22 protein-coding genes are annotated in these 23,519 nt (G+C 72.8%); 14 read left to right on the top strand and 8 right to left on the bottom strand.

Annotation, left to right across the window (positions count from 1 at the left end):
* Positions 1 to 237 precede the first annotated feature (237 nt).
* The 3 genes from ACFVYA_RS22025 (at position 238) to ACFVYA_RS22015 (ending at position 2,685) form a co-directional block, all read left to right on the top strand.
* On the top strand, positions 238 to 1,353 hold the full coding sequence (locus ACFVYA_RS22025) for a serine hydrolase domain-containing protein (protein WP_387047471.1): 1,116 nt from the start codon (positions 238 to 240) through the stop codon (positions 1,351 to 1,353).
* A 254-nt stretch (positions 1,354 to 1,607) separates the two neighbouring features.
* Positions 1,608 to 2,045: a transposase gene (locus ACFVYA_RS22020; protein WP_387047469.1), complete on the top strand. Its 438-nt coding sequence runs from the start codon at positions 1,608 to 1,610 to the stop codon at positions 2,043 to 2,045.
* Positions 1,927 to 2,685 carry an alpha/beta fold hydrolase gene (locus ACFVYA_RS22015; protein WP_387047475.1) on the top strand — a complete coding sequence of 253 codons (759 nt, stop codon included), beginning with the start codon at positions 1,927 to 1,929 and terminating at the stop codon, positions 2,683 to 2,685. Before ACFVYA_RS22020 ends, ACFVYA_RS22015 begins: the two co-directional genes overlap by 119 nt.
* Before the next feature lie 334 nt (positions 2,686 to 3,019).
* Here the strand turns inward: ACFVYA_RS22015 and ACFVYA_RS22010 are convergent, their stop codons facing one another.
* The 4 genes from ACFVYA_RS22010 to ACFVYA_RS21995 all read right to left on the bottom strand — a co-directional run bounded on the left by ACFVYA_RS22010 (position 3,020) and on the right by ACFVYA_RS21995 (position 5,016).
* On the bottom strand, positions 3,020 to 3,589 hold the full coding sequence (locus ACFVYA_RS22010) for a hypothetical protein (protein WP_387047468.1): 570 nt from the start codon (positions 3,587 to 3,589) through the stop codon (positions 3,020 to 3,022).
* 52 nt (positions 3,590 to 3,641) lie between these two features.
* The gene (locus ACFVYA_RS22005) at positions 3,642 to 3,962 is read right to left on the bottom strand and encodes a hypothetical protein (protein WP_387047466.1); all 321 of its coding nucleotides are present in this window, start codon (positions 3,960 to 3,962) and stop codon (positions 3,642 to 3,644) included.
* Positions 3,963 to 4,032: 70 nt separating this feature from the next.
* The gene (locus tag ACFVYA_RS22000; RefSeq protein WP_387047464.1) at positions 4,033 to 4,353 is read right to left on the bottom strand and encodes a hypothetical protein; all 321 of its coding nucleotides are present in this window, start codon (positions 4,351 to 4,353) and stop codon (positions 4,033 to 4,035) included.
* An 84-nt stretch (positions 4,354 to 4,437) separates the two neighbouring features.
* On the bottom strand, positions 4,438 to 5,016 hold the full coding sequence (locus tag ACFVYA_RS21995; protein WP_387047463.1) for a helix-turn-helix domain-containing protein: 579 nt from the start codon (positions 5,014 to 5,016) through the stop codon (positions 4,438 to 4,440).
* A gap of 65 nt (positions 5,017 to 5,081) precedes the next feature.
* Here ACFVYA_RS21995 and ACFVYA_RS21990 point away from each other — a divergent pair, with 65 nt between their 5' ends.
* The 3 genes from ACFVYA_RS21990 (at position 5,082) to ACFVYA_RS21980 (ending at position 6,891) form a co-directional block, all read left to right on the top strand.
* Positions 5,082 to 5,699, top strand: coding sequence for an SAM-dependent methyltransferase (locus ACFVYA_RS21990; RefSeq protein ID WP_387047461.1), 618 nt, complete (start codon positions 5,082 to 5,084; stop codon positions 5,697 to 5,699).
* Between the two features lie 11 nt (positions 5,700 to 5,710).
* Positions 5,711 to 6,193: a DinB family protein gene (locus tag ACFVYA_RS21985; RefSeq protein WP_387047460.1), complete on the top strand. Its 483-nt coding sequence runs from the start codon at positions 5,711 to 5,713 to the stop codon at positions 6,191 to 6,193.
* 203 nt (positions 6,194 to 6,396) lie between these two features.
* Positions 6,397 to 6,891, top strand: a complete 495-nt coding sequence (locus ACFVYA_RS21980; RefSeq protein ID WP_387047458.1) for a hypothetical protein — start codon at positions 6,397 to 6,399, stop codon at positions 6,889 to 6,891.
* A 73-nt stretch (positions 6,892 to 6,964) separates the two neighbouring features.
* On the opposite strand, the gene ACFVYA_RS21975 is transcribed toward ACFVYA_RS21980, so the two are convergent.
* Entirely contained in the window at positions 6,965 to 7,378 is a 414-nt protein-coding gene (locus tag ACFVYA_RS21975) for an STAS domain-containing protein (protein WP_285990455.1), read from the bottom strand.
* Between the two features lie 193 nt (positions 7,379 to 7,571).
* Between ACFVYA_RS21975 and ACFVYA_RS21970 the strand changes: the two genes are divergently transcribed.
* The 4 genes from ACFVYA_RS21970 to nrfD all read left to right on the top strand — a co-directional run bounded on the left by ACFVYA_RS21970 (position 7,572) and on the right by nrfD (position 14,554).
* On the top strand, positions 7,572 to 9,080 hold the full coding sequence (locus tag ACFVYA_RS21970) for an MFS transporter (RefSeq protein ID WP_387047456.1): 1,509 nt from the start codon (positions 7,572 to 7,574) through the stop codon (positions 9,078 to 9,080).
* Between the two features lie 169 nt (positions 9,081 to 9,249).
* A complete protein-coding gene (gene fdh, locus ACFVYA_RS21965) occupies positions 9,250 to 12,531 on the top strand; it encodes a formate dehydrogenase (protein ID WP_387047454.1) in 3,282 nt (1,093 codons plus the stop codon).
* Positions 12,528 to 13,559: a 4Fe-4S dicluster domain-containing protein gene (locus ACFVYA_RS21960; protein WP_387047452.1), complete on the top strand. Its 1,032-nt coding sequence runs from the start codon at positions 12,528 to 12,530 to the stop codon at positions 13,557 to 13,559. Before fdh ends, ACFVYA_RS21960 begins: the two co-directional genes overlap by 4 nt.
* Positions 13,556 to 14,554, top strand: a complete 999-nt coding sequence (gene nrfD, locus ACFVYA_RS21955; protein ID WP_387047451.1) for an NrfD/PsrC family molybdoenzyme membrane anchor subunit — start codon at positions 13,556 to 13,558, stop codon at positions 14,552 to 14,554. Before ACFVYA_RS21960 ends, nrfD begins: the two co-directional genes overlap by 4 nt.
* Before the next feature lie 46 nt (positions 14,555 to 14,600).
* Here the strand turns inward: nrfD and ACFVYA_RS21950 are convergent, their stop codons facing one another.
* Positions 14,601 to 15,020, bottom strand: coding sequence for an STAS domain-containing protein (locus tag ACFVYA_RS21950; RefSeq protein ID WP_285990451.1), 420 nt, complete (start codon positions 15,018 to 15,020; stop codon positions 14,601 to 14,603).
* Positions 15,021 to 15,332: 312 nt separating this feature from the next.
* On the opposite strand from ACFVYA_RS21950, the gene ACFVYA_RS21945 reads away from it, so the two are divergent.
* From ACFVYA_RS21945 to ACFVYA_RS21930, 4 genes are all read left to right on the top strand, one after another.
* The gene (locus ACFVYA_RS21945; RefSeq protein WP_387047450.1) at positions 15,333 to 16,718 is read left to right on the top strand and encodes a protein kinase; all 1,386 of its coding nucleotides are present in this window, start codon (positions 15,333 to 15,335) and stop codon (positions 16,716 to 16,718) included.
* A 164-nt stretch (positions 16,719 to 16,882) separates the two neighbouring features.
* Positions 16,883 to 18,265 carry a serine/threonine-protein kinase gene (locus ACFVYA_RS21940; RefSeq protein WP_387047449.1) on the top strand — a complete coding sequence of 461 codons (1,383 nt, stop codon included), beginning with the start codon at positions 16,883 to 16,885 and terminating at the stop codon, positions 18,263 to 18,265.
* A 125-nt stretch (positions 18,266 to 18,390) separates the two neighbouring features.
* Positions 18,391 to 19,491 carry a LacI family DNA-binding transcriptional regulator gene (locus tag ACFVYA_RS21935; protein ID WP_387047447.1) on the top strand — a complete coding sequence of 367 codons (1,101 nt, stop codon included), beginning with the start codon at positions 18,391 to 18,393 and terminating at the stop codon, positions 19,489 to 19,491.
* Between the two features lie 94 nt (positions 19,492 to 19,585).
* The gene (locus ACFVYA_RS21930; protein ID WP_387047445.1) at positions 19,586 to 20,473 is read left to right on the top strand and encodes a protein kinase; all 888 of its coding nucleotides are present in this window, start codon (positions 19,586 to 19,588) and stop codon (positions 20,471 to 20,473) included.
* A gap of 54 nt (positions 20,474 to 20,527) precedes the next feature.
* Here ACFVYA_RS21930 and ACFVYA_RS21925 read toward each other — a convergent pair whose 3' ends face one another.
* Together ACFVYA_RS21925 and ACFVYA_RS21920 are read right to left on the bottom strand one after the other, a co-directional pair.
* Positions 20,528 to 21,646, bottom strand: coding sequence for a substrate-binding domain-containing protein (locus ACFVYA_RS21925; RefSeq protein WP_387047444.1), 1,119 nt, complete (start codon positions 21,644 to 21,646; stop codon positions 20,528 to 20,530).
* Positions 21,646 to 23,460 (bottom strand): heparinase, encoded by a 1,815-nt coding sequence (locus tag ACFVYA_RS21920; protein ID WP_387047442.1) that lies wholly within the window; start codon positions 23,458 to 23,460, stop codon positions 21,646 to 21,648. Before ACFVYA_RS21920 ends, ACFVYA_RS21925 begins: the two co-directional genes overlap by 1 nt.
* Between the last annotated feature and the right edge of the window lie 59 nt (positions 23,461 to 23,519).

The following is a 23,519-nucleotide window of genomic DNA, read 5'->3' as shown; positions in this document are numbered from 1 at the left end:
CCTTAACTCGCCAGTTCCGGCTTCAATCACGCGAGTTCCGGCTTCAATCACGCGAGTTCCGGCTTCAATCACGCGAGTTCCGGCGTTGATCACGCGAGTTTCGCCGGAGCACCAGCACCGGGGCCGCCCGGGGTAGCGCCCGCGCTACCCCGGATCCGGTGGTCTGCACTCCTGATCTTCGCGCCGGACCTCGGCATCGTGAGCGGTGTCCGAATCCGGCGGTGAAGGAGCGAAACGATGAGCAGTTCCCTGGTGCGCAAGGGTGTGGTGGTCCTGGCGGTGGCGGGCCTGCTGGGCGCGACGGTCACGACGGCCGAGGCGGGGCCGCCCCGCAACGGCGCCCTCCAGGAGAAGCTCGACGCGCTGGTGGGCCAGTTCCCGGCGGCGCTCGCCTCGGTGAGCCGCGGCGGCCGCACGGAGTCGCTGGTCGCCGGTTCCGCGCGGCTCGGGAGCCGGGTTCCGGTCCCGGCCGGCGGGCGGGTGCGGGCGGGCAGCAACACGAAGACGTTCACCGCGGTCGTCGTGCTGCAGCTGGTGGCCGAGGGCAAGGTGGTGCTGGACGCGCCGATCGAACGGTACCTGCCCGGCCTGGTGCCCGGCGGGGCGGCGATCACCGTCCGGCAGCTGCTGCAGCACACCAGCGGGCTCCCGAACTACACCGAGTACCTCGGCCTGGACGACATCGCGAAGCTGCGGCACCGGTACTTCCGGCCGCACGAGCTGCTCGCACTGGCGCTGGCCCACCCGGCGAAGTTCGCCCCCGGCACGAAGTGGGAGTACAGCAACACGAACTACGTGCTGGCCGGCCTGCTGATCGAGCGGGTGACCGGGCGCCCGGTGGCGGAGCAGATCACCGAGCGCGTGATCCGGAAAGCGGGCCTGCGCAACACTTACTGGCCCGAAGCCGGCGACCGGGCCATCCGGGGCCCGCACCCGCGGGGCTATGCGCGCTCGGGCGGCGAGGTGATCGACGTGACCGAGCTGGACCCGTCGTGGGGCTGGGCGGCCGGCCAGCTGATCTCGACCCCGGGCGACCTCGCGCAGTTCTCCCGCGCCCTGCTGGCGGGCCGGCTGCTGCCGGCACCGCAGCTGGCGGAGATGCGCAAGACGGTCGAAGCGCCCGTGCTGCCGGGCTGGCGCTACGGCCTGGGCCTGTTCAGCGTCCCCCTCAGCTGCGGCGGCGTGTACTGGGGCCACGGCGGCGACATCCACGGATTCGAAACCCGCGGCGGCGCCACGGACGACGGCCGTTCGGTCGGCCTGGCGGTGACGGCGCTACCGGGCACCTTCGGCGACCCCGACCAGGCGGCGCGGGCGGTGGTGTCCGCGGTGGACACGGCTTTCTGCCGCTGACGCCGGATCGCGGCCTTCCTGGTACTCCCACCAAAGTTCGTGATCTTGGCTGGTCAGGGGCCCGTGTAGAGGGCTGCGGCGACCAAGTGATCATGAACGGTTGTGAGGACTGTCCAAGATCATCCCGCCCGCGGTGTGGTGTTCGGTCAGCCGCGCGGCGGTGAACACGAACGGGAACACCTCGCCCCCGTTCTCGGGCGGCGAGGGGTGCGACGGGTTGTCCGTGCGGCCGTAGACACCTGCTGCGCAAGGCGGTGTGGGATGCCGACGCCGTCCGTGGCGATATCCCTGTGGTCGCCGTGAAGCGCCTGGGGACCACCGACGCGATCCTGGTCGTGGACGAGACCGGCGCCGTGAAGAAGGGCGTGCACACCGTCGGGGTGCAACGGCAGTACACCGGGACCGCGGGCCGGATCGAGAACGCTCAGGTCGGGGTGTTTCTGACCTGCACCACCGCCGCCGGGCACGCCCTGATCGACCGGGAGTCGTACCCCAACCACGAAGACGGCATCTCCGACGACCGTGGTAGACGAGCCCCGGCAGCCCGTGAGAAGGTGACATCCCGTGCTGCCAGTGATCTTCATTCATGGTCTGATCGGCTCATTCGCCGACCCACGTGCCCTCGCGCCGCTTCACCCGGCCCCTACCCTCTGCCCCGACCTGCACGGTTACGGGGCCGATGCCCAGGCTGAGCCCGGCACTATCACCATCGACATGCAGGTGGAATACCTGCGTGCGGCCGTTGACCAGGCGCTGCCGGGCGGTCGCGTCCATCTGGTCGGGCATTCGGTCGGCGGCGTGATCGCCGCCGCGTTCGCCCACCGGTTCCCGGAGCGGACCGCATCGCTGGTCAGCGTCGAGGGCAACTTCAGTCTCGCGGACGCTTTCTGGTCGCAACAGCTGGCAGCCAAGACAGCCGCCGAGGTGGAGCAGATCGTGCAAGCCGACCGTGCCGATCCCGGGCGGTGGCTGCGTGCCGGCGGCATCGAGCCGACCAGGGAGCGCCTCCGCTCTGCGACTCGAGACCTGGCCTACCAGCCCGCTTCGACCATCCACGCCATGGCTCGTGCTGTCGTCGAGTACACCGCTGGACCTGACTACCAGCAGCTGTTGCGGGACGTGTTCGAGCGCGTCCCGGTCCATCTGGTCGCCGGGGCCCGCTCACGCGCGGGGTGGGACGTGCCGGCCTGGGCTCTGTCCGCCGCTGCCAGTTACACCGAGCTTCCCCGTACAGGCCACATGGTGATGCTGGAAGCGTCCGAGGAGTTCGGTGCACTCCTCGCTGGGCTCCTTGCCCCGGCACCAGCAGGCCAGGTCAGCACCCCGGAGTGACTGCTGGGGACGGTGCCGACCGCGACCGGTACCCACTGGGCCAGAAGGAAAGCTTTCACGTGATCACTTGTCATCTGCGCGCTATGAGATCGATCCCAGCCAGACTGTCGCGTTCGGGACGTACGTGACGGGGTGGATCCCGATCGTGCTGCCACCCGGCAGGATCCGGAAGCTCAGCAGCTCTGACAGCTCAGCACCGAGACCCGCTGCATCCGTCGCTTCGACCGGACCTTCCTCCGCCCGGCAACGCAATCGTCGGGTGGCGTTGAGGCCACTTAACCCGCTCGCAGACGGGCCTCCTGACCGGTCCTGTTCGGCAGGTACACTCCTCGGCTCACTGGCACCGGCGCCTCCACACCACTCCACGACCACGAAGATCACGATCTACAACTGGAGTACTAGCGGCCGAGCACCTCGGCGGTGAACCCCGCCGCCGCGGCGAAGGCGGCGAGGTCGCCACCGCGGGCGGCGGGCAGGAGGACGAGCGGTAGCAGTCGGACTCGATGTCGAGGACCGCGAGGGCCGTTCCCGTGCTGTGCAGCCGGTTTCCGGCGGCTTCGAGGAACTCGTAGGTGGGCAGCCCACTCCGGGCCAGTGACGTCCAGAGTTCGTCGGCGGGCGGCGCGGACCGCAGGGCCCGCAGCCGGCCGGTGATCTCACCGGGCGGCTCCTTCCAGTCGGCTTCGGCGAGCAGCCCGTGATCGGCGAGGGCGTTCACCAGCGCGATCCACGCCAGCAGCGGGAAGGGTTCGTCGATCCCGCGCTCATCGAGCCGCTCGGCGTGCGCCAGCAGGAAAGCGCCGGGATCGTCGTGAGCGACCCCGGCGTGCTCGGCCACCTGCGGGGCGTCCGGCGCCAGCAGGGCGGCGACGGCCAGGAGCGCGTCACGAGCGGGTGCGGTCATCGATGTCCTCCAGGGGGCGGGTCTTCGACGGGACAGATGGTGGCAGCTCGCCTCACCGGCCGGCTGCTTCCGGGTACACGAAGTGCCGTTCGCCGTCGCCGAGGTCGAACAGGCGCCAGCTCTCGATCCACGGCCCCGAGCAGTCCGGGACGACTTCGAGGCGGATCGGATCGCCGTCGTTCGCGGCCTCGATGGCGAGCAGGCCGGCGGGGCCGAATTCCGTGCCGGTCACCCGGAAGTCGCTCATCGCGAACCGGGCCGTCAGGAATTCCGCCTGCGCGTCGTACTTCGTGGTGCCGTTCTCGAACGCTTCGGCACGGTCGGTGCCGCGATCCCGGGGCCAGTTCAGGTCCCGCGAACCGAGCAGGATCACGTCGCCGTGCGTGATGCGGAACGGGCATTGCGCGTCGGGTCTGTCGCGTGGAATGTCGTGACTCCTCAGGTCAGGGGCTGTGCTGGCGTTCTCCGCCGGTGTCGAAATGACGGTCCAGGTATTCCTCCGGCGGCAACACGCTGTCGCGGAGCAGCGAGAACACCTCGCTACCCGGGGACAGCTGTTTCTCCCCCGTCGCATAGCTCTGCGCGAGTCCGAGATACGTGGTGCCGGTGTTCGCCGCGTACTCCCGCGCTTCCGCCTCGGCGCGGGCGAGGACGGCGTCGGAGCCGCGCCACAGCGTGATCCGCTCCTCGTAGGGCTGCCCCGCGGCTTCGGTCCACCGGAAAACGCACCGCACCGCGTACCACTCGTCCGCTTGGTCCGCCATCATCCCGTTCTTCCGGCCCGCTCGATCTCCTGCCGCGCGGGGCGATCGTAGCCGGGATCCCCCGGGTGATCGCGGCCATCCGGTTCAGTGCGCGCGGGCGCGCAGATGCGCGCGTTCCCCGTGGCGGCCGAACAGGATCAGCAGCTCGACCGCCTTTCCGTCGGCGCTGCCGAGCCAGTGCGGGATCGTGGTGTCGAACTCCGCCGCCTCGCCCGCGGGCAGGACCAGGTCGTGCTCGCCGAGGACCAGCCGCAGGTTCCCGTGGAGCACGTACAGCCATTCGTGGCCTTCGTGGGTCTGGTGGTCCGGCACCGGGGGCCGGTCCGCGCTGGGGATGATCATCTTGTACGCCTGCATGCCGCCGGGCCGCCGGGACAGCGGCACGAACGTCATGCCGTGGCGGTGGATCGGGGTGAAGTGGATGCGCGGGTCGCCGGTCCGGGGTGCGCCGACGAGGTCGTCGAGCGGGACGTCGTAGGCGCGGGCCAGCGGCAGCAGGAGTTCCAGGCCGGCGCGCCGCTGCCCGCTTTCCAGCCGCGACAGCGTGCTCTCCGACACCCCGGTGGTCGCGGCGACGTCGGCGAGGGTCATCCCGCGGTGCCGGCGCAGCGCCCGCAGCCGGGGGCCGACCGCGTGCAGCACGTCCTCGAAGTCATCGCTCACTCCGCCATCTTGCCGGAACCGCAAGAAACCGTGCCGGAACCGCCAGGGCCGGTCAGGGTGGACCCATGACCACATCGACCACCGAAGCGTCCCGGTTCTGGGACGGCCACTACGCGGCCCACCTCCCGGAGGGCGAGCCGCGCGCGAACGTCCGGCTCGTCGAGGTCGTCTCCCGGCTCGCCCCCGGGCGGGCCCTCGACCTCGGGTCCGGCGGCGGCGGGGACGCGCTGTGGCTGGCCCGGCGCGGCTGGCGCGTGACCGCCGCCGACATCTCCGCCGTCGCCCTCGCCCACCTCGGCCGCCGCGCCCGCGACCTCGGGCTCGCCGATCGGATCACCGGTGAGCGGCACGACCTGGCGGCGACGTTCCCGGCGGACCCGTTCGACCTCGTTTCGGCGCACTACCTGCACACGTCCTTCCCGCTCCCCCGCGACCGGGTGCTGCGGCAGGCCGCGGCGGCGCTCTCGCCCGGCGGCCGGCTGCTGGTCGTCGAGCACGGGTCCGTCGCGCCGTGGTCGTGGAACCAGGACCCGGCTGCTTGCCCGCCCCTCGAAGCGCCGTCACTCGATCCCGCGGTGTGGACCGTCGAGCGCGTGGACGCCCTCGCCCGGCACGCCACCGGCCCCGGCGGACAGACCGCCGAAGTCGTCGACCACCTCCTGCTGATCCGCCGCACCCGCTGAAAGGCCCGGCCATGCCCCGAACCCGACGGCGGGACACCCCGCCCCCACGCACCGGACCGACCGAAAAGGACGTGCTGCGCGGTTTCCTCGACCACCTGCGGGCCGCCGTGGTGGCCAAGGCGCAGGACGTGCCGGAGCCGCAGGTCCGGACGCCCGGCGTCCCGTCGGGCACGTCGCTGCTGGGCCTGGTCCGGCACCTCGCGCACGTCGAACGCTTCATGTTCCTCGGCGAGGAGACCGCGGACTGGCCCGGGACGTTCCGCCCCCGCCCGGACGAGACCGTGGACTCGGTCGTGGCGGACTACCGCGCCGCGTGCGAGCGGGCGAACGCGGTCATCGACGCCTGCACCGACCTGACACCGCCGGTGGCCCGCCCCGGCCGCACCGCGCCGTCGATGCGCTGGGCGCTGGTTCACCTGATCGAGGAGACCGGCCGCCACGCCGGGCACGCCGACATCCTGCGCGAGCTGATCGACGGCAGCACCGGCCGCTGACCGCCGTGACCGGCACGGCCGCCGCCGCGGACCGGATCTTGCGCTTTTTCGCCCCCTGACCGGGGAATCGCTTACGAATCCACTGTGGAACGGCGACCGGAAGGGGAATTCCAGCGCGCGGACCGGAGCGGGAAAAGGTCCGGCCGGGAAGGCCCGGCCCGCTCGTCCTGCGGGTCACCCGGAAGAGTGCTATTTGATCCTTTATGAGTGAATCACTGAACTACCCGCAGTCGTCCGCTTCGACGGACCCGGCGCCCGCTCCACCCCGGCCGGGCACGGTCGAAGGCGCCTTCTGGGCGTTCATCGCCGCGCCGGTGATCGGGCTCATCGGGGGCCTGCTGATCTTCGGCAACCGGGACAAGATCGCCGCCACCATGCGCGACACGAACAGACAACGCGGCGGCAACCTCACCGACGCGCAGATCGACCAGGCGGTGAACGTCACGATGATCGTCGCGGTGGTGATCGCGGTGGTCATCGCGGGGTTGTACCTGCTGTTCGCGTTCAAGCTGCGCGCCGGCCGCAACTGGGCGCGCATCGTGCTGACGGTGCTCGCCGCCCTGCAGCTGCTGTCGGTGGTGACCGGGCAGAGCACGGTCGGCGGCTACGTCGCGGTGCTCGCGGCGGTAATCGGCGTGGTGTTGTCGTTCACCGGCCCGTCGAACGCCTACTTCGCGGCGGTCAAGGGCCGGCGCTGAGCAGTTTCGCGCGGCGGCCCGGGTGCGGACCGCCGCACGGAAACCCGGTGGCCAAAGTGTCCGGTGTAGACGGTCAGGTGTTCCACATCCGGGCGGTCAGCTGGAGGAACTCCCGGCCGTCGCCGGCGCGCAGCGCCGTACCCCGATCGGGGTAGACGTCCAGTTCCCGGTCCACCCCGGTCAGCCGCAGCGCCCGGCTCACCACCGCGTTCTCGCCCGTGACGATGCGGAGCCGGGCGTTCTGGGCGGCGGCGTGATCGGTCATCGCGCTCAGCACGCGAACGCCTGCCGCGCCGAGGAAGTGCAGCCCGGCGAGGTCCAGCACGATCACCCGCGGTTCCGGGCTCCCGGCCAGCGCGGCGGCCACGGAGCCCACGACGACGAGCACCGTCCCGGCGTCGAGCTCACCGGCCAGGGCCAGGAGCGCCGGCTCTCCGTGCGAGCACGAGACCCGCAACCGCCCCGGCCGGGAACCGAAGGACGCCACGCGAAAACACCCCCATCTTCGTCAAAGGCCGGCCTCGACAGCCATTGCGGCCCTGCACGACCCGCTCGCGCGCCACGCTAATAAGCGTATCCGGTTGATCACAAGCCGTAGCCGTGGGAGTCGACCCGATCGTGTTTCACCAGGCGAAGACGGGGGAAGTCACGCGGGGCGATCTGCTCACAAGGAGGTTGTCATGGCGGCAACACCCGATCCGGCGGCCACCGGGGTGCGCACGCTCATCCCGGCGCGCATCGACCGGTTGCCCTGGTCCCCGTTCCACACCCGGATGGTGGTCGCCCTCGGGGTGGCCTGGATCCTCGACGGCCTGGAGATCACGGTGGCCAGCGCGGTCGCCGACACCCTCACCAAGCCCGAGACGCTGCACATGTCGTCGGCGGCCGTCGGGCTGCTGGCGACGATCTACCTGGCCGGCGAGGTGGTCGGGGCGCTGTTCTTCGGCAGCCTCTCCGACAAGCTCGGCCGCCGGAACCTGTTCATGCTGACCCTGGCCGTCTACCTCGTCGGCAGCGGCCTGACCGCGCTGACCCTGGGCAACGGCGCGGGCTGGGTGATCTTCCTCTACGCCACCCGGTTCGTGGCCGGGATGGGCATCGGCGGCGAGTACGCGGCCATCAACTCGGCGATCGACGAGCTGATCCCGGCCCGCTACCGGGGCCGGGTCGACATCGCGGTCAACGGCACCTACTGGGCCGGGGCGGTGCTGGGGACGATCGGGACCTACATCCTGCTCAACCGGATGGACCTCTCCCTGGGCTGGCGGCTGGGCTTCCTCATCGGGCCGGTGCTCGGGCTGGTGATCCTGCTGGTGCGGCGGCACCTGCCGGAGAGCCCGCGGTGGCAGATCATGCACGGCAAGGCGGACGCGGCCGAGGAGTCGATCGCCCAGATCGAGCGGGAGGTCGAGCACGGCGGCCGCAGCCTGCCGCCGGTCGACGAGAAGAAGGCGATCGAGGTGACGCCCGCCGAGCGGATCGGGTACGTCGCGCTGGCCAGGGTGCTGTTCCGCGACTACCCGTCGAGGGCCGTGCTGGGCGCGTCGCTGATGATCAGCCAGTCGTTCCTCTACAACGCGATCTTCTTCACCTACACGCTGGTGCTCGGCAAGTTCTACGGGGTCTCCTCCGAAACGACGCCGATCTACCTGATCGCGTTCGCGGTGGGCAACCTGGTCGGCCCGTTCACGATCGGCCACCTGTTCGACACCCTCGGCCGGCGCAAGATGATCTCCGGGACGTACATCGTGTCGGGTGTCCTGCTGGCGGTGACGGCGGTGCTGTTCTACGCGGGCGCGCTCAACGCGATCACGCAGACGATCGCGTGGTGCGTGATCTTCTTCTTCGCCTCCGCCGGCGCGAGCGCGGGTTACCTGACGGTGAGCGAAATCTTCCCGCTGGAGGTCAGGGCGAAGGCGATCGCGGTGTTCTTCGCGATCGCGCAGTGCTTCGGCGCGCTGGGCCCGGTGATCTACGGCGCCCTGATCGGCACCGGCGACCACCCGGTCCGCCTGTTCATCGGCTACCTGCTGGGAGCGGCCGTGATGATCGCGGGCGGCTTGGTGGCCCGGTTCCTGGCGGTGGACGCCGAGGGCAAGTCCCTGGAGGACATCGCCCAGCCGCTGGCGGCCGCGGGACGCCGGGGACGGACCCGGGCGGAAGGGGCATCGTCGCCGTTCTCGACGTGACGGCGAACTGTTCGGAGGCCGCCATCGGGTTCACCCCGGTGGCGGCCTCCGCGCGTGCCAGGGCTGCAGCGCTCACGCGGGCGGCTCCGGACGAACCGGTTTATGCTCGGGAAGCCCCGGGTAGTCGGCCCAGCGGAAGCGGCGACCGCGGCGGAGTCGGGAGGTGGGCGTGGGACCACGGCAGTGGCTCGAATCCTGGCCCGTCTACCGGCAGCTGACCGGCAGCGACCCCCTCGGCCGGGGCAAGGCCGCCGAATCGCCGCGCTCCGAAGCCCTCGCTCCGCGGACCGCGAGCGCCGACCGGGTGGCCAGGTCCGTCTGCCCCTACTGCGCCGTCGGCTGCGGGCAGCAGGTCTTCGTGAAGAACGAGAAGGTCGTCCAGATCGAAGGCGACCCGCACAGCCCCATCTCCCGCGGCCGGCTCTGCCCCAAGGGCTCGGCGAGCAAGCAGCTGGTCACCGGCCCGCAGCGGGAACAGAAGGTCCGCTACCGCGCGCCCTACGCCACCGAATGGACCGAGCTGGACCTCGGCACCGCCATGGACATGGTCGCCGACCGCGTGCTCGACGCGCGCCGGAAGGGCTGGCAGGACGCCGACGAGCACGGGAAGCCGCTGCGGCGCACCATGGGGCTGGCCAGCCTCGGCGGTGCCACCCTGGACAACGAAGAGAACTACCTGATCAAGAAGCTCTTCACGGCGCTGGGCGCGATCCAGATCGAAAACCAGGCCCGGATTTGACACTCCGCCACGGTTCCCGGTCTGGGGACCTCCTTCGGTCGCGGTGGCGCGACGGACTACCAGCAGGACCTGCAGAACGCCGATTGCGTCGTCATCATGGGCTCGAACATGGCCGAGGCGCACCCGGTCGGGTTCCAGTGGGTGATGGAGGCGAAGGCCCGCGGGGCCGAGGTGTTCCACATCGACCCGCGCTTCACCCGGACGAGCGCGCTCGCTGACGCCCACGTCCCGCTGCGCGCCGGCACCGACATCGCGTTCCTCGGCGGGGTGATCCACCACATCCTGAGCAACGACCTCGACTTCCGCGAGTACGTGGTCACCTACACGAACGCCTCCTTCCTGGTGTCCGAGGACTACCGGGACACCGAGGACCTCGACGGCCTCTTCAGCGGCTACGACGAAGCCAAGGCCGCCTACGATCCCTCGACCTGGCACTACGAGAGCGTCCGGCCGGCCGGGGACGGCGGGCACGGCAAGGAGACGTCGGCGTCCGACCAGCACGGCTCGGGCGGCCCGGTGCTCGAAGGCGGCAGCGAGGAGATCGCCGCCGATCCCACGCTGCAGCACCCCCGCTGCGTGTTCCAGATCCTCAAGCGCCACTTCGCCCGCTACACGCCCGAAATGGTCGAGGCCACCTGCGGGACGCCGAAGGAGCTCTTTCGGCGGGTCTGTGACGCCTGGACCCGCAACTCGGGCCGCGAACGCACCGCCGCGCTCGTCTACAGCGTCGGCTGGACGCAGCACAGCGTCGGCGCCCAGTACATCCGGGCCGGCTCGATCATCCAGCTGCTGCTCGGCAACATCGGCCGGCCCGGCGGCGGGGTGTTCGCCCTGCGCGGGCACGCCAGCATCCAGGGCTCGACCGACATCCCGACGCTGTTCAACCTGCTGCCCGGCTACCTGCCGATGCCCACCCCCGAGCAGGCCACGCTGGACGACTACCTGCACAGCGTCCGCGGCGACAAGCAGAAGGGCTTCTGGCGCAACGCCGATGCCTACACCGTGTCGCTGCTCAAGGAGTACTGGGGCGAGAAAGCCACGCCGGACAACGACTTCTGCTTCGATTACCTGCCGAGGATCAACGGTGACCACGGCACCTACCGCACGGTCATGGACATGGTCGACGGCAAGGTCTCCGGCTACTTCCTGCTCGGGCAGAACCCGGCCGTCGGGTCCGCGCACGGCCGGCTGCAGCGGCTCGGCATGGCCAACCTCGACTGGCTGGTCGTCCGGGACCTGACGATGATCGAGAGCGCCACCTTCTGGAAGGACGCGCCGGAGATCGAGACCGGCGAGATCGTGCCGGAGCAGTGCCGCACCGAGGTGTTCTTCTTCCCCGCCGCCTCGCACGTCGAGAAGGAGGGGACGTTCACCCAGACCCAGCGCATGCTGCAGTGGCGCGAGAAAGCCGTCGAGCCGGCCGGGGACCAGCGCTCGGAGCTGTGGTTCTTCCACCACCTCGGCCGGCTCGTCCGCGAGCGGCTGGCGGGCTCGGAAGACGAGCGCGACCGGCCGGTGCTGGACCTGGCCTGGGACTACGAAGTGCACGGTGACGAGCCCTCCGCCGAGGACGTGCTGCGGCGGATCAACGGCCAGGACCTGACCACCGGCAAGGAGGTCTCGGGCTACCTGGACCTCAAGGCCGACGGCAGCACCTCCTGCGGGTGCTGGATCTACAGCGGTGTCTACGCCGACGGCGTCAACCAGGCCGCCCGCCGCAAGTCCCGCTTCGAGCAGGACTTCTACGCCCACGAGTGGGGCTGGGTGTGGCCGATGGACCGGCGGGTGCTCTACAACCGCGCGTCGGCCGATCCGCAGGGACGGCCGTGGAGCGAGCGCAAGGCCTTGATCTGGTGGGACGCCGAGCGCGGCGAGTGGACCGGCCACGACGTCCCCGACTTCGAGAAGACCAAGCCGCCCGACCACGTCCCGCCACCGGACGCCGTCGGCCCGGCCGCGCTGCGCGGCGACGACCCGTTCATCATGCAGTCCGACGGCAAGGCGTGGCTGTTCGCGCCGTCGGGGCTGGCCGACGGGCCGCTGCCAGCGCACTACGAGCCGCACGAATCGCCGTTCCGCAACCCCTTCTACACGCAGCAGGGGAATCCGGCGCGGAAGGTCTACGGCCGCACGGACAACCCGTCGCACCCCTCACCGCCCGAGAACGGGGGCGAGGTGTTCCCGTTCGTGTTCACCGCCGCGCGGCTGACCGAGCACCACACCGCGGGCGGGATGAGCCGGACGCTGCCGTACCTGTCGGAGCTGCAGCCGGACCTGTTCGTCGAGGTTTCCCCCGAGCTCGCGAAGCTGCGCGGGCTGGCGCACCTGGGCTGGGCGCACGTCGTCACCGCGCGGGCGGCCGTCGAGGCGCGGGTGTTCGTGACCGACCGGATGGCGCCGCTGCGGGTGCAGGACCGGGTCGTGCACCAGGTGTGGATGCCCTACCACTGGGGCGGCTCCGGGCTCGTGTCCCGGGACGTCGTCAACGACCTCTTCGGCGTGGTGCTGGACCCGAACGTCTTCATCCAGGAGAGCAAGGTGGCCACCTGCGACGTCCGGCCCGGGCGGCGGCCGCGCGGTGCCGAGCTGCTCGCGTTGCTCGAGGAGTACCGCGCGCGGGCGGGCATCACGCCGGAAACGGGTACCCGGGTCGCCACCGCGCACGACACCGAGCACGTCGAACCCGGCCACGCCACGGAGGAGCGACCATGAGCATCGAGAACCGGCTCTCCGGGCCGCTGCCGGACGTCGCCGGTGAGGCCGGGCACACCGCGCACCCGCCGCGCGTCGGGTTCTTCACCGACACGTCCGTGTGCATCGGCTGCAAGGCCTGCGAAGTCGCCTGCAAGGAGTGGAACGACGTCCCCGAAGACGGGCTCGACCTGCTCGGGATGTCGTTCGACAACACCGGCGCGCTCGGCGCGAACTCGTGGCGGCACGTGGCCTTCATCGAGCAGCAGCGCCCGCTCGGCGGCCAGTCGCCCGGGCTCGAAGGGCTGCCGACCGGGCCGTCCGCGATCGACGTGACCACCGCCTTCGTCGCCGAGGAGCTGCGGGAGGCGCCGAGGGGCGGCGGCGGCCTGGGCACCACTCCCCTGCCACGGGCTCCCGAAGACCTCGGCATGCCGTCGTTCGACCTGCCCGGCGCGACGACCGGGGCCGAGGGCCGGACCGACTTCCGCTGGCTGATGGCGTCGGACGTGTGCAAGCACTGCACCCACGCCGGCTGCCTCGACGTCTGCCCGACCGGCGCACTGTTCCGCACCGAGTTCGGCTCGGTCGTCGTGCAGCAGGACATCTGCAACGGCTGCGGCTACTGCGTTTCCGGCTGCCCGTACGGCGTCATCGACCGCCGCCCGGGCGATGGGCGGGCGCAGAAGTGCACGCTCTGCTACGACCGGCTCCACGACGGCCTCGAACCGGCGTGCGCCAAGGCCTGCCCGACCGACTCCATCCAGTTCGGCGAACTCGGCGAGCTGCGCGAGCGGGCGGCCCGCCGCGTCGAGGACCTGCACGAGCGCGGTGTGCCCGAGGCGCGGCTCTACGGCCACGACCCGTCCGACGGCGTCGGCGGCAACGGCGCGTTCTTCCTGCTGCTGGACGAACCCGAGGTCTACGGGCTCCCGCCGGATCCGGTGGTGCCGACCCGCGAGCTGCCCGCGATGTGGAAGTACGCCGGGATGGCGGCCTCGGCACTGCTCGCCGCCGCGGTGGCGTCGTTCGGCAGGAGGCGCCGGTGACCCCGCGCGAACCGCGCGGCGACGCCCGGGCCCGCGGGTCCGGCCGCCGCAAGCGCGGCGGGTCCGGGGAAGAGCTGATGGTGCCCCGCGCCGAGTTCCGGTCCTACTACGGGCGGCCGGTGCTCAAGCCGCCGGTGTGGGAGTGGAAGGTGCCGGCGTACCTGTTCACCGGCGGGCTCGCGGCGGGCACGTCGCTGCTGGCCGCCGGGGCCGACCTGACCGGGCGGCCCGCGCTGCGCCGGGTGGGCCGCACGGGCTCGCTGGCGGCGCTGCTCGCCAGCGTCTACCTGCTGGTGGCCGACCTCGGGCGGCCGGAACGGTTCCACCACATGCTGCGCGTCGCCAAGCCGACGTCGCCGATGAGCGTGGGCACCTGGATCCTGAGCGCGTTCGGCCCGGGGGTGGGCGTGGCCGCGGCCGCCGAGGTGCTGCCCGCCGGGCTGCGCCGCGCCCTGCCGGGCCGGCTCCTGCGCGCGGCCGCCCGGCCGGCCGGGCTGGCTTCGGCGGTCATCGCGCCGGCCGTCGCGTCGTACACGGCGGTGCTGCTGTCGCAGACGGCGGTCCCGGCCTGGCACGAAGCGCACGGCCCGCTGCCGTTCGTGTTCACCGGCTCGGCGGCGGCGAGTTCGGGCGGCTTCGCGATGGTGCTGGTCCCGGTCGAGGAGGCGGGTCCGGCGCGGGCGCTGGCCGCCTTCGGCGCCGCAACGGAGCTGGTGGCGTCGAAGGTGCTGGAGAAGCGGCTCGGCCTCACGGCGGAGGCGTACACGACGGGCAAGGCACACCGGCTGCGGAAGTGGTCGGAGCGCCTGACCGCGGTGGGACTGCTGGGCGCGGTGCTCGGGCACCGCAGCCGCGCGGTCTCGGCGACGGCCGGGGCGGCGCTGTTCGCCGGGAGCGCGTTGCAGCGCTTCGGCGTGTTCGAGGCGGGCGTGGAGTCCACAAAGGACCCGAAGTACGTCGTCGTGCCCCAGCGGGAGCGCGCGAACCGGCGATGACGGCCGCCACGCTCCCCGCGTGGCCCGCCGTCCGGCCGGGCCGCGTTCAGTCCCGCCCGCTCCCCCGCAACCGGGGCAGCACGGCCAGCCAGTCCAGCGCCGCCTCGACACTCTCGTGGACCGGCAGCAGCCGCTCCAGCCCCAGTACCCGGATCGGCCGCCGCACCGCCCGGCCCGCCGCCGCGATGGCGAAGGGCACCCCGCTCACGTGCGCCTCCGAGGCCGCCACCAGCAGCTCTGTGATCCCGCCCGCGCCGCAGAAGGACACGCCCGGCAGATCCAGCACCAGGGCCCGCGGGGCGAGGTCGATCTCCTCGCCGAGCCGCGTGCGGAGCCGGCTCAGCACCGGCAGGTCGATTTCGCCGCGGATCGCGACGACCGTCGCCTCCGCCGTGGCGGTCACCCGCAGGGTCATCGCGGACGGGACGTCGACGCGAAACTGCGGAGGAGCGATCTGATCGAGCACACAAGCCTCCTCGAAGCGAGGGAAGGCCGGGAAGCGGCCCCGTATCCCGGCTCACCCACGGGACGGACGCGCGGGGGGAGCTGGCGGGCGGCTGCCGGTTGAACCGCAATGACACACACCGTACGCCTGTGCGGCGGCGGCGTCCGTGCCGCCACCGAATTCGTCGAATTCGGACGCACGTGCGGCCAATTCCCGGAATGCGCGCCACCGTTCCGGATAACGGTTCGGAGATCCAGTCGGCCCGATGCCCCACCGGACGCCCGTCTTCTGCTAAAAAGTGCATCGGTTTCATCGACCGATGCAGGGGTACGGGTGGCTTTCGAGGAACAGCTCGTCAACGGGCGATACCGGCTCCTGGGGCACCTCGGCCGCGGCGCGATGAGCCTGGTGTGGCGGGCGAAGGACGAGCGGCTGGACCGCGTCGTGGCCGTGAAGCAGTTCCTGCACGAGCCGGGCGCGGGTGGCGACGTCTGCGAGCGGGCGATCCGGGAGGCGCGGCTGGCGTCCCGGCTGCGGCACCCGCACGCCGTCGCGGTGTACGACGTGTTCGAGGACGCCGGCTCGATGTACCTGGTCATGGAGTACGTGCCCGCCCGGTCCCTGACCGAGCTCCTCGTCGAACGCGGGCCGCTGCCCCGGTGCACCGTGCTGCGGCTCGGGCGGCAGATCGGCGCGGCACTGGCCGCCGCGCACGGCGACTGGATCCTGCACCGGGACGTCACGCCCAACAACGTGCTCGTCACCGACGACGGCACCGCCCGGATCACCGACTTCGGCGTGTCGCGGGCGCTCGGCGAGCACCCGGCCGCCGACGAAGGCGTCGTCGTCGGCACGCTCCCCTACCTGGCTCCGGAAGTCGCCCGCGGTGGCGAAGCGGGGCTGCCGTCCGACGTCTATTCGCTCGGCGCCACGCTCTACACGGCGCTGGAGGGCACGCCGCCGTTCGGGACCAGCGACGACCCGATCACCCTGCTCCGGCGGATCACCGAGAACCAGCTCACCCCGCCGCCCCACGGCGGCCCGCTGACCGCCGTGCTGATGCGGATGCTCGAACGCGATCCGGCCGCGCGCCCGTCCATGCAGGAGGCGGTGGACCTGCTGGCCGCCGTCGGCAAGCCGGTCCCGGCCGGCGCGCCCCGCCGCTCCCGGTTCCGCCGCGCCGCGGTGACCGGGGCCGCCGCGTGCCTGACGTCGGTGAGCGTGGCGGCCGGCCTCGCCCTCGCCGACCGGCCCGCGACCACCACCGCGGCCCCCGTCGAGCACCCGCCGACGACGATCACCGCCGACCACACGGTCAGCAGCACCACCACGGCCCCGGCGCCGGCTCGCGTGCCCGACGGATCGGCGCGGCGTTCCACGCCGCCCGCACCACCCGAACCGCTCGGCGCCACCGCCGGGTGCACCGCGCGCTACGAGATCACGAACGCCTGGCCGGGCGGGTCCCAGGTGCAGGTGACCGTGCACAACGACCGGCCGAGGCGGCTCACCGGCTGGACGGTGACCTGGGTGCAACCCGGCGGAGCCGGCATCCGGGACCTCTGGAACGGCACCCTGAGCCAGGTCGGCTCGGCGGTGACCGTCACCGACGCCGGCTGGAACGCCCTCGTCGAGCCGGACGGTTCGGCTTCGTTCGGGCTCAACCAGGACGTCACGTCCGCCCACCCCGCCGTCCCGGTCCTCAACTGCCGGTCGAACTGACACCGTTATCGTTCCGTCACAACCGGATCGCCATTTCTTCCGTAGCGGCCGGTTCCGTTTCCGGCATCCGGAACGAATACGTCGAACGCATTTCGTACCCCCACCCAGGTGAGTGAATTGGTCCGTCGAGCCGAACGGCACGCCGGAACCGCCCGTGTTCCCTGATGACGGAAACGACGGAGGGGAGCGTGCGCGTGCACGAAGGGGCAGTGATCGCCGGCCGGTACCGCGTGCTCGGCCGGGCGGGTCACGGCGCGATGGGGACCGTGTGGCGGGCGAAGGACGAGCGGCTCGACCGCCTGGTCGCGATCAAGCAGCTCTTCCCCGACTCCCCCGCCGATCCGGCGGCCGCCGAGCGCACGCGCGACCGGACGATCCGGGAGGCCCGGGTCACCGCCCGGCTGCGCCACCCGCACGCGGTCGTCGTGTACGACGTCGTCGAGCAGGGGTCCGCGGCCTACATCACGATGGAGTACCTGCCGGCCCGCACGCTGACCGAGCTCCTGGAGGAGCACGGTCCGCTGGTGCCGGAGTACGTGGCCGAACTGGGCGCCCAGCTCGCCTCGGCGCTGGCCGCGGCGCACGCGGAAGGCGTGGTGCACCGCGACATCAGCCCCAACAACGTCCTGATCACCACCGACGGCGCGGCGAAGATCACCGACTTCGGGGTGGCCCACGCGCGCGGGGAAGGCACCGCCACCGGCCGCGGGCTGGTCGTCGGCACGCCGGCCTACCTCGCCCCGGAAGTCGCGGACGGCGCCGAGCCCGGCTTCCCCTCCGACGTCTACTCGCTCGGCGCGACACTCTACACCGCACTCGAAGGGCGGCCGCCGTTCGGCACCGACGAAAACCAGCTGGCCCTGCTCAAGCGCGTCGGCGCCGGCGCCATCACCCCGCCCGCCACCAGCGGCCCGGTCACCGACGCCGTCCTCCGGCTGCTCCACCGGGATCCGGCGGCCCGCCCCGCGATGGCCGTGGCGGCACGGCTGCTGACCCGCTCCACCACGCCCGGCGTGGTCTCGGTGGCGGCCCCGGCGGACAGCGCTCCCGCGCCGGTGCGCCGGCGCCGCTCCCGGGTGGCCTTCGCCGGGACGGCGCTGGCGTTGACGGCGGCCGCCGTCGTGGCGGCGACGTCGATCCCGCCCGGCCGGGAGCCCGCGAGCGCGGCGGCCCAGCTCGCTTCGGCGCCGTCCACGACCCCGTCGGCGGCGCCGCTCGCGTCCCGGACCACCGGCCCCGCCGGCTGCGCCGCGCGCTACCAGGTGGTGAAGTCGTGGGACGGCGGCTTCCAGGGGCTGGTGACCGTCCGCAACAGCGGGCGGGCCGAAGTCACCGGGTGGACGGTCAGCTGGGCGACCCCCGCCGGGACGAGCATCGACGACCTCTGGAACGGCAGGCTCGTGCGGACCGGCGCCACCGCGGCGATCGCGAACGCCGAGTGGAATGCGGTGCTGAAGCCGGGCGAATCGACCACCTTCGGCTTCATCGCCCTGGCCCGCGGCGGCAACCGCGGGATGCCGGTGACCGACTGCCGCCCCGGGGAATGAATCGGCATCCGATCGTTTTCGATCATCCGACGAAGGTGGCTTGACCAGCGGCGTTGACCGGCATTAAGGTCGACATCCACCCCTTCTTGTTAGCGCTAACTTCCGGCCGGACAACGGATCGGACAATGGGTCTCGAGAAAGTCCTCACCAAGATGACGAATTTCCGCGACGTGGCGGACGAACCGTCGGGCGGCGGCCGTGGTGCGGTGACGATCACCGACGTGGCGAACGCGGCAGGCGTCTCGGCGAGCACGGTGTCCTACGTGATCACCGGGAAGCGGACGATCTCCCCGGCCACCCGGCGCCGGGTCGAGGAAACCATCCGCACCCTCGGCTACCGGCGCCGCGGCGGCTCGCCGTCCCCCCGCGCCGGTGTCCTCGCGGTGGCGGTGCCGCCGCTCGGCGACCGGCAGCTGGGCCTGGAGATGGAGTTCTTCTCCGCGGCCGCGGGCGCGGCCCGCGAACTAGGCTTAGACCTGCTCCTGGTCACCGACGACGACGGCACCTCCGGCCTGCACCGGGTGACGTCGGCCGCACTCGCCGACGCGGTGATCGTGCTGGACGCCGGCGACGACGACCCGCGCGTGCCGGTCCTGCTGGCCTCCGGCCGGCCCGCGGTGCTGGTCGGCGCGCCGGGGCAGTACCGCGGGCTGGCGTCGCTGACGCTCGACTTCGCCCCGGCCGGCCGGGGCTGCCTCACCCACCTGGCCGACCTGGGCCACCGGTCGGTCGCCCACCTCGGGCCGGCGGCCGCGCTGCCCGGCCAGCGGCTCCGGTACCTGAAGGGCTTCGAGGAGAGCTTCCAAGCCGCGGCCGGGGAGCTCGACGTGAAAGCGATCTCCCGGCCCTGCGCGCCGGCCGCCGAAGACGTCGCCCGCTGCCTGGACGAGCTACTCGCCGACGGCGGCCCGACCGCGCTGGTCGTGCACGACGAAGCCGCCCTTCCCCTGGTCATGGGCACCCTGCGGCAACGCGGGCGGCAGGTCCCCGGCGACGTCTCCGTCGTCGCGGTCTGCTCGGACACGGTGGCGGGGCAGCAGCGGATCCGGCCCACCGCGGTGGTGCTCCCGGCAGCCGAACTGGGCGCCTTGGCCGTCCGGCGGGCGGTGCGCCAGCTCGACGGCGGACCGGCCGAGCCCGGCACCGTGTTCCCCGCGCTCGTCACCGGGGAAAGCACCGCCGCCGCCCCCGCCGTCCGGGAAGGGGCGGCGTTTTCCGGAGGGTGAGAATTCCCGGAAAATCGAGGTCCTGACCGAACCCGAACCGCGCGGTGGCCGTATTTCCTTTCGAGGGATCGTCGACGTCGACAGGGGATTACGGGTGGCAGCGAAAAAGGGTGCATTGGCCGGGCGGTACCGGCTGCTCGAACCGGCCGGCCGCCATCCCGGCGGCACGGCCTGGCGGGCCAAGGACCAATTGCTGGACCGGTTCGTCGTCGTCGAACAGCTGCCGCCCGGGTGCCCGTTCGACGCGGCCCATTCCGACCGCGTCCGGGCCAAGGCGATCCGCGACGCGCGCGTGGCCGTCCGGCTGCACCACCCGCACGTCGTCGTCGTGCACGACGTCTTCGAGCACGACCTGACGCCGTACGTGGTGACGGAGGACCTGGCGGCCGGCACCCTGGCCGAGCTGGTCGAGCGGCGCGGGAGCTTCCCGCCGGACCGCGTCGCGGCCCTCGGCGCGCAGCTGGCTTCGGCGCTGGCGGCCGCGCACGCCGAGGGCATCCTCCACCGCGGCTTCGGCCCGGACAAGGTGCTCGTCACCGCCGACGGGACGGCCAAGATCGCCGGCTTCGGGCTGGGTACCGGCGGTTTCCCCGCCCCCGAAGCAGCCGGCGGTTCGAGCGCGGGATGTCCCTCGGACGTCTATTCCCTGGGCGCCACGCTGTATTTCGCGCTCGAAGGGCGGGTGCCCGGCACCGCCGTCCCGCCGCGGACGCGCGGACCGGTCCTCGACGCCGTGCTGGACCTCGTGCGCCCGGAGCCGGCGGCCCGGCCGTCGATGGCCGAAGCCGGCCGGACGCTCACCGACCTCGCCGTGTCCCGTCCGCTGGCGGTGATCCCGGCCCGCAGCGCCCGGTCCCGGACCCGCGTCCTGGTGACGGGCACGGTGCTCGTGGTCGCCCTCGGCACGGCGGTGACGACGCGCGCGGCCCTCCGCCGCCCGGCACCCCGGTCGTCCGCGCGCACCCGCCGGATCACTTCCTGAACCGGACTCCGCTGCCCGGCCCCAGGCGCTCCCGGGCGTGGCCACCGAGCCACCTCAGTGCGGCGTGGATTCCGGGGTGGCTTCCGGTGCGCTTCCGCACGATTCGCGCACCACGAGCGTCGGCCAGAGCTGCAGCCGGTGCACGGGCCGCTCGGTCGTGTCGGCGAGCCGGGCCAGCGCGAGTTCGGCGGCCACCGCGCCGAGCCGGTGCTTCTGCGGGCACACCGCGGTCAGCGGCGGGTCGGACGCCGCCGCGACCTCGTCGTCGTAGGAGACCACCGCCAGCTCGCCGGGCACCGCGATGCCGCCGTCGCGCGCCCGCTCGATCAGGCCGATGGCCTCCCGGTCGGCGTGCACGAGCAGCGCCCGGACGCCGGCCCGGCGGCAGCGGTCCAGCAGCGCGTCGTACTCCCGCGCCCAGCCCGGGGCGCCGTAGGCCGGGACGTCGAGGTCCAGCGCCGTGGCCGCGTCCAGGCCCAGGGAGCCGATCGTCTCCCGCCAGCCGGTGCGCACCGCCGGGCTGTGCGGGCTGGACCGCGACGTGACCAGCCCCACCCCGCGGTGGCCGAGGGAAACCAGGTGCCGGACGGCCAGACCCGCGCCGAGCGCGTGCGCCGTGGTGGCCGCGTCCAGCGCCAGCGTCGGCAGCTCCGGCGGCGGCAGGCGTTCGACGAGCACCACCGGGACGCTCAGCGACCCCAGCCAGCGCAGCAGGTCCAGCGCGCCGCGCCCGCTGGTGGCCGGGGCGACCAGCAGTGTCTGCACGCCGCGTTCGAGGAGCTTGGTGATCTGACGGCGGTCCTCGGCCGCGTCGTAGCTGGACGCCCGCAGGACCAGCCGGCCGCCGGTGGCGGCCACCGCGGACTGCGCACCCTGGACCACCGTCGGCCAGTAGTACTCGACCGACGGCGCGACCATGCCGACCAGCGCGCCGTGCGCGGCCGGGCCGAACGCCGAAGCGGCGCGCCCCGGCTCGTGGTGGCCGCCGCGGGGCCGGGTCAGCGTGACCCCGCCGTGCACCCGCGTCAGCAGCCCGCGGTCGGCCAGCTCGGTGACGTCCCGCCGCACGGTGACCGCGGTGACGCCCAGCCGCTCCACCAGCTCGGCGAGCCGGACCGCGCCGTGCTCGCGCACCACCGAAAGGATCAGCTGGTGCCGTTCGGAGGCGAGCATCACCGGACCTGCTCCAGCCGGACCCGCGCGGGGCCCTCGCGCACCAGCAGGGTGAGCCGGCCGAGGTGCGTCCCCCAGGAGGCCCGCAGCAGGGGATCGTCCAACGGCCGCCGCTCGAGTTCCGCGGTGGTGTGCCGGGAGTCCCAGCTCAGCCGCAGCACCCGCCGCCCGCCCCGGGACACGAACGCTTCGCCCTCTCCCAGCTCGACGTCACCGGCGAGGACGTGCCGCAGCCGGACCGGCCGGACCGAATCGTCGTCCTCCACCAGGACGTGGGCGCGGGGTTCGCGGACCAGCCGCACCGAGCGGGTCCAGCGCGGCACCCCCGGGTAGACCCCGGCGAGGTCCGCGGACAGCGTGGCCGCGGACGTGGTGAGCTCGACCCGGACGTCTCGCGCCCCGCGGTCCTCCCCCGGTTCCTGCGCGACGCCCGGCTCGGGGACGTTGTGCCACTCGCTGCGCAGCGCCCAGGCCCGGTACCGGTCCGGTCCGAAGCTGGCCGCGGTGTAGGTCGGCTGGCCCACGTCGGCCACCACCGGCACCCCGTCGACCGCCACCCAGTAGGACCCGACGTCGAGGTGGTTGTGCCGCTCGCCGTTGTGCCCGGCCTTGGCCGCCACGGTCAGCCCGTGCGGGGTGCCCGCCGTCTCCCGGGCCACGAGCACCTGCACCCGCGACAGCCACTCCTCGCGGGCCAGCCAGCTCGCCGCGGGCTCCTCGGTCGTCGCCTTCCGCCAGTCCGGGTCGGCCAGGCCGGCCAGGGCGCGGCCCAGCCCGGCCGACGGCCAGACCAGCCGTCCGCTCGCGCGCGCCCGGCTCACCGCGTGCGCCCGGACGTCGTCGTCGCCGAGCCGCCCGCCCCACCGGTGCAGCACGTGCCACGGCTGGGCCGGTGACAGGCGGGCCGGGGCGTCCCCGGTGTTGACGTACGCGTCGCCGCCCAGGTGCATGCGGTGCGGAAAGCGGATCAGCGGCGCCAGCACGGGAAGCCGTCCCGCGTCGGCTCCGGTCGCGTCGGCCAGCAGGTCGAGGCACTCCAGCAGCCGGCAGGCGCCGTGCCACCAGTAGGCGACGCCCTCGTCGATGCCGCCGTCGTCGGGCAGCACGGCGAGGTAGTGGTCGAGGCCTTCGACGACCAGCCGCACGAGCCGCAGGCGCCGTTCTTCGTCGTCGACGAGCAGGAGCGCGGCGGTGAGGACGGCGCTGTGGATCCACGGGTTCCAGTTGTGCGCGTCGCCGTCCAGGCCGAGCCAGTGCCAGTCGCGGATCCGCTCGAACGGCGTCAGGACGCGGAGTTCGACCTCCCGGCGCAGACGCTTGCGCAGGCCCGGGGCACGGACGTCGAGATGCGGGCCGAGGACCTGGTCGGCCCAGGCGAACAGCGACGCGACTTCGGCCGCGCCCAGGTCGAGGAACGGATCGTCGGGATCGGCGAGCACCTCGCCCCGGGCGGCCGCGTGGCGGTCGTGCGGCGCCCAGCACCAGGTGGTCGCTTCGGCCAGCGCCACCAGGCCGTCGATCGCGCCGTCGAGGAACGACGTCTCCTCCGGGGCCGCCAGCACCGCGGCCAGCACGAGCGTGGTGACGCGTTCGCGAAGCTCGCGGGCGGCGTCTTCGTAATCGGTCCGGACGCCGTCGCGGAACGTCCGGGCCCACGCCGTGGCCGCCAGGACCGGCCCCGGCCGCGCGAGCAGGGCGCGGGCGTCCGCGAGCACCGGACCGCCGTCGGCCGCGTCCCAGACCGCCCGGTCGCGCACGTCCGGGAAGGCGGGCCGCACCACCGGACGGCCGTCGAAGAGCGAGCGCAACACCACGGTGTGTTCCTTCGCTTCTGATCGTTTGTGATCGGTTTTGACCTGAATTGTTGACTCGA

This window comes from Amycolatopsis sp. NPDC058278 (assembly GCF_042881395.1).
GTDB lineage: Bacteria > Actinomycetota > Actinomycetes > Mycobacteriales > Pseudonocardiaceae > Amycolatopsis.
This window is presented reverse-complemented; position numbering and strand designations above follow the sequence as displayed.

Coding starts and splice junctions, on each gene's coding strand:
- ACFVYA_RS22025 (WP_387047471.1), top strand. CDS start 238: ATGAGCAGTTCCCTGGTGCGCAAGGGTGTGGTGGTCCTGGCGGTGGCG.
- ACFVYA_RS22010 (WP_387047468.1), bottom strand. CDS start 3,589: ATGACCGCACCCGCTCGTGACGCGCTCCTGGCCGTCGCCGCCCTGCTG.
- ACFVYA_RS22000 (WP_387047464.1), bottom strand. CDS start 4,353: ATGGCGGACCAAGCGGACGAGTGGTACGCGGTGCGGTGCGTTTTCCGG.
- ACFVYA_RS21990 (WP_387047461.1), top strand. CDS start 5,082: ATGACCACATCGACCACCGAAGCGTCCCGGTTCTGGGACGGCCACTAC.
- ACFVYA_RS21985 (WP_387047460.1), top strand. CDS start 5,711: ATGCCCCGAACCCGACGGCGGGACACCCCGCCCCCACGCACCGGACCG.
- ACFVYA_RS21980 (WP_387047458.1), top strand. CDS start 6,397: ATGAGTGAATCACTGAACTACCCGCAGTCGTCCGCTTCGACGGACCCG.
- ACFVYA_RS21970 (WP_387047456.1), top strand. CDS start 7,572: ATGGCGGCAACACCCGATCCGGCGGCCACCGGGGTGCGCACGCTCATC.
- ACFVYA_RS21960 (WP_387047452.1), top strand. CDS start 12,528: ATGAGCATCGAGAACCGGCTCTCCGGGCCGCTGCCGGACGTCGCCGGT.
- ACFVYA_RS21940 (WP_387047449.1), top strand. CDS start 16,883: ATGACGGAAACGACGGAGGGGAGCGTGCGCGTGCACGAAGGGGCAGTG.
- ACFVYA_RS21935 (WP_387047447.1), top strand. CDS start 18,391: ATGGGTCTCGAGAAAGTCCTCACCAAGATGACGAATTTCCGCGACGTG.
- ACFVYA_RS21925 (WP_387047444.1), bottom strand. CDS start 21,646: ATGCTCGCCTCCGAACGGCACCAGCTGATCCTTTCGGTGGTGCGCGAG.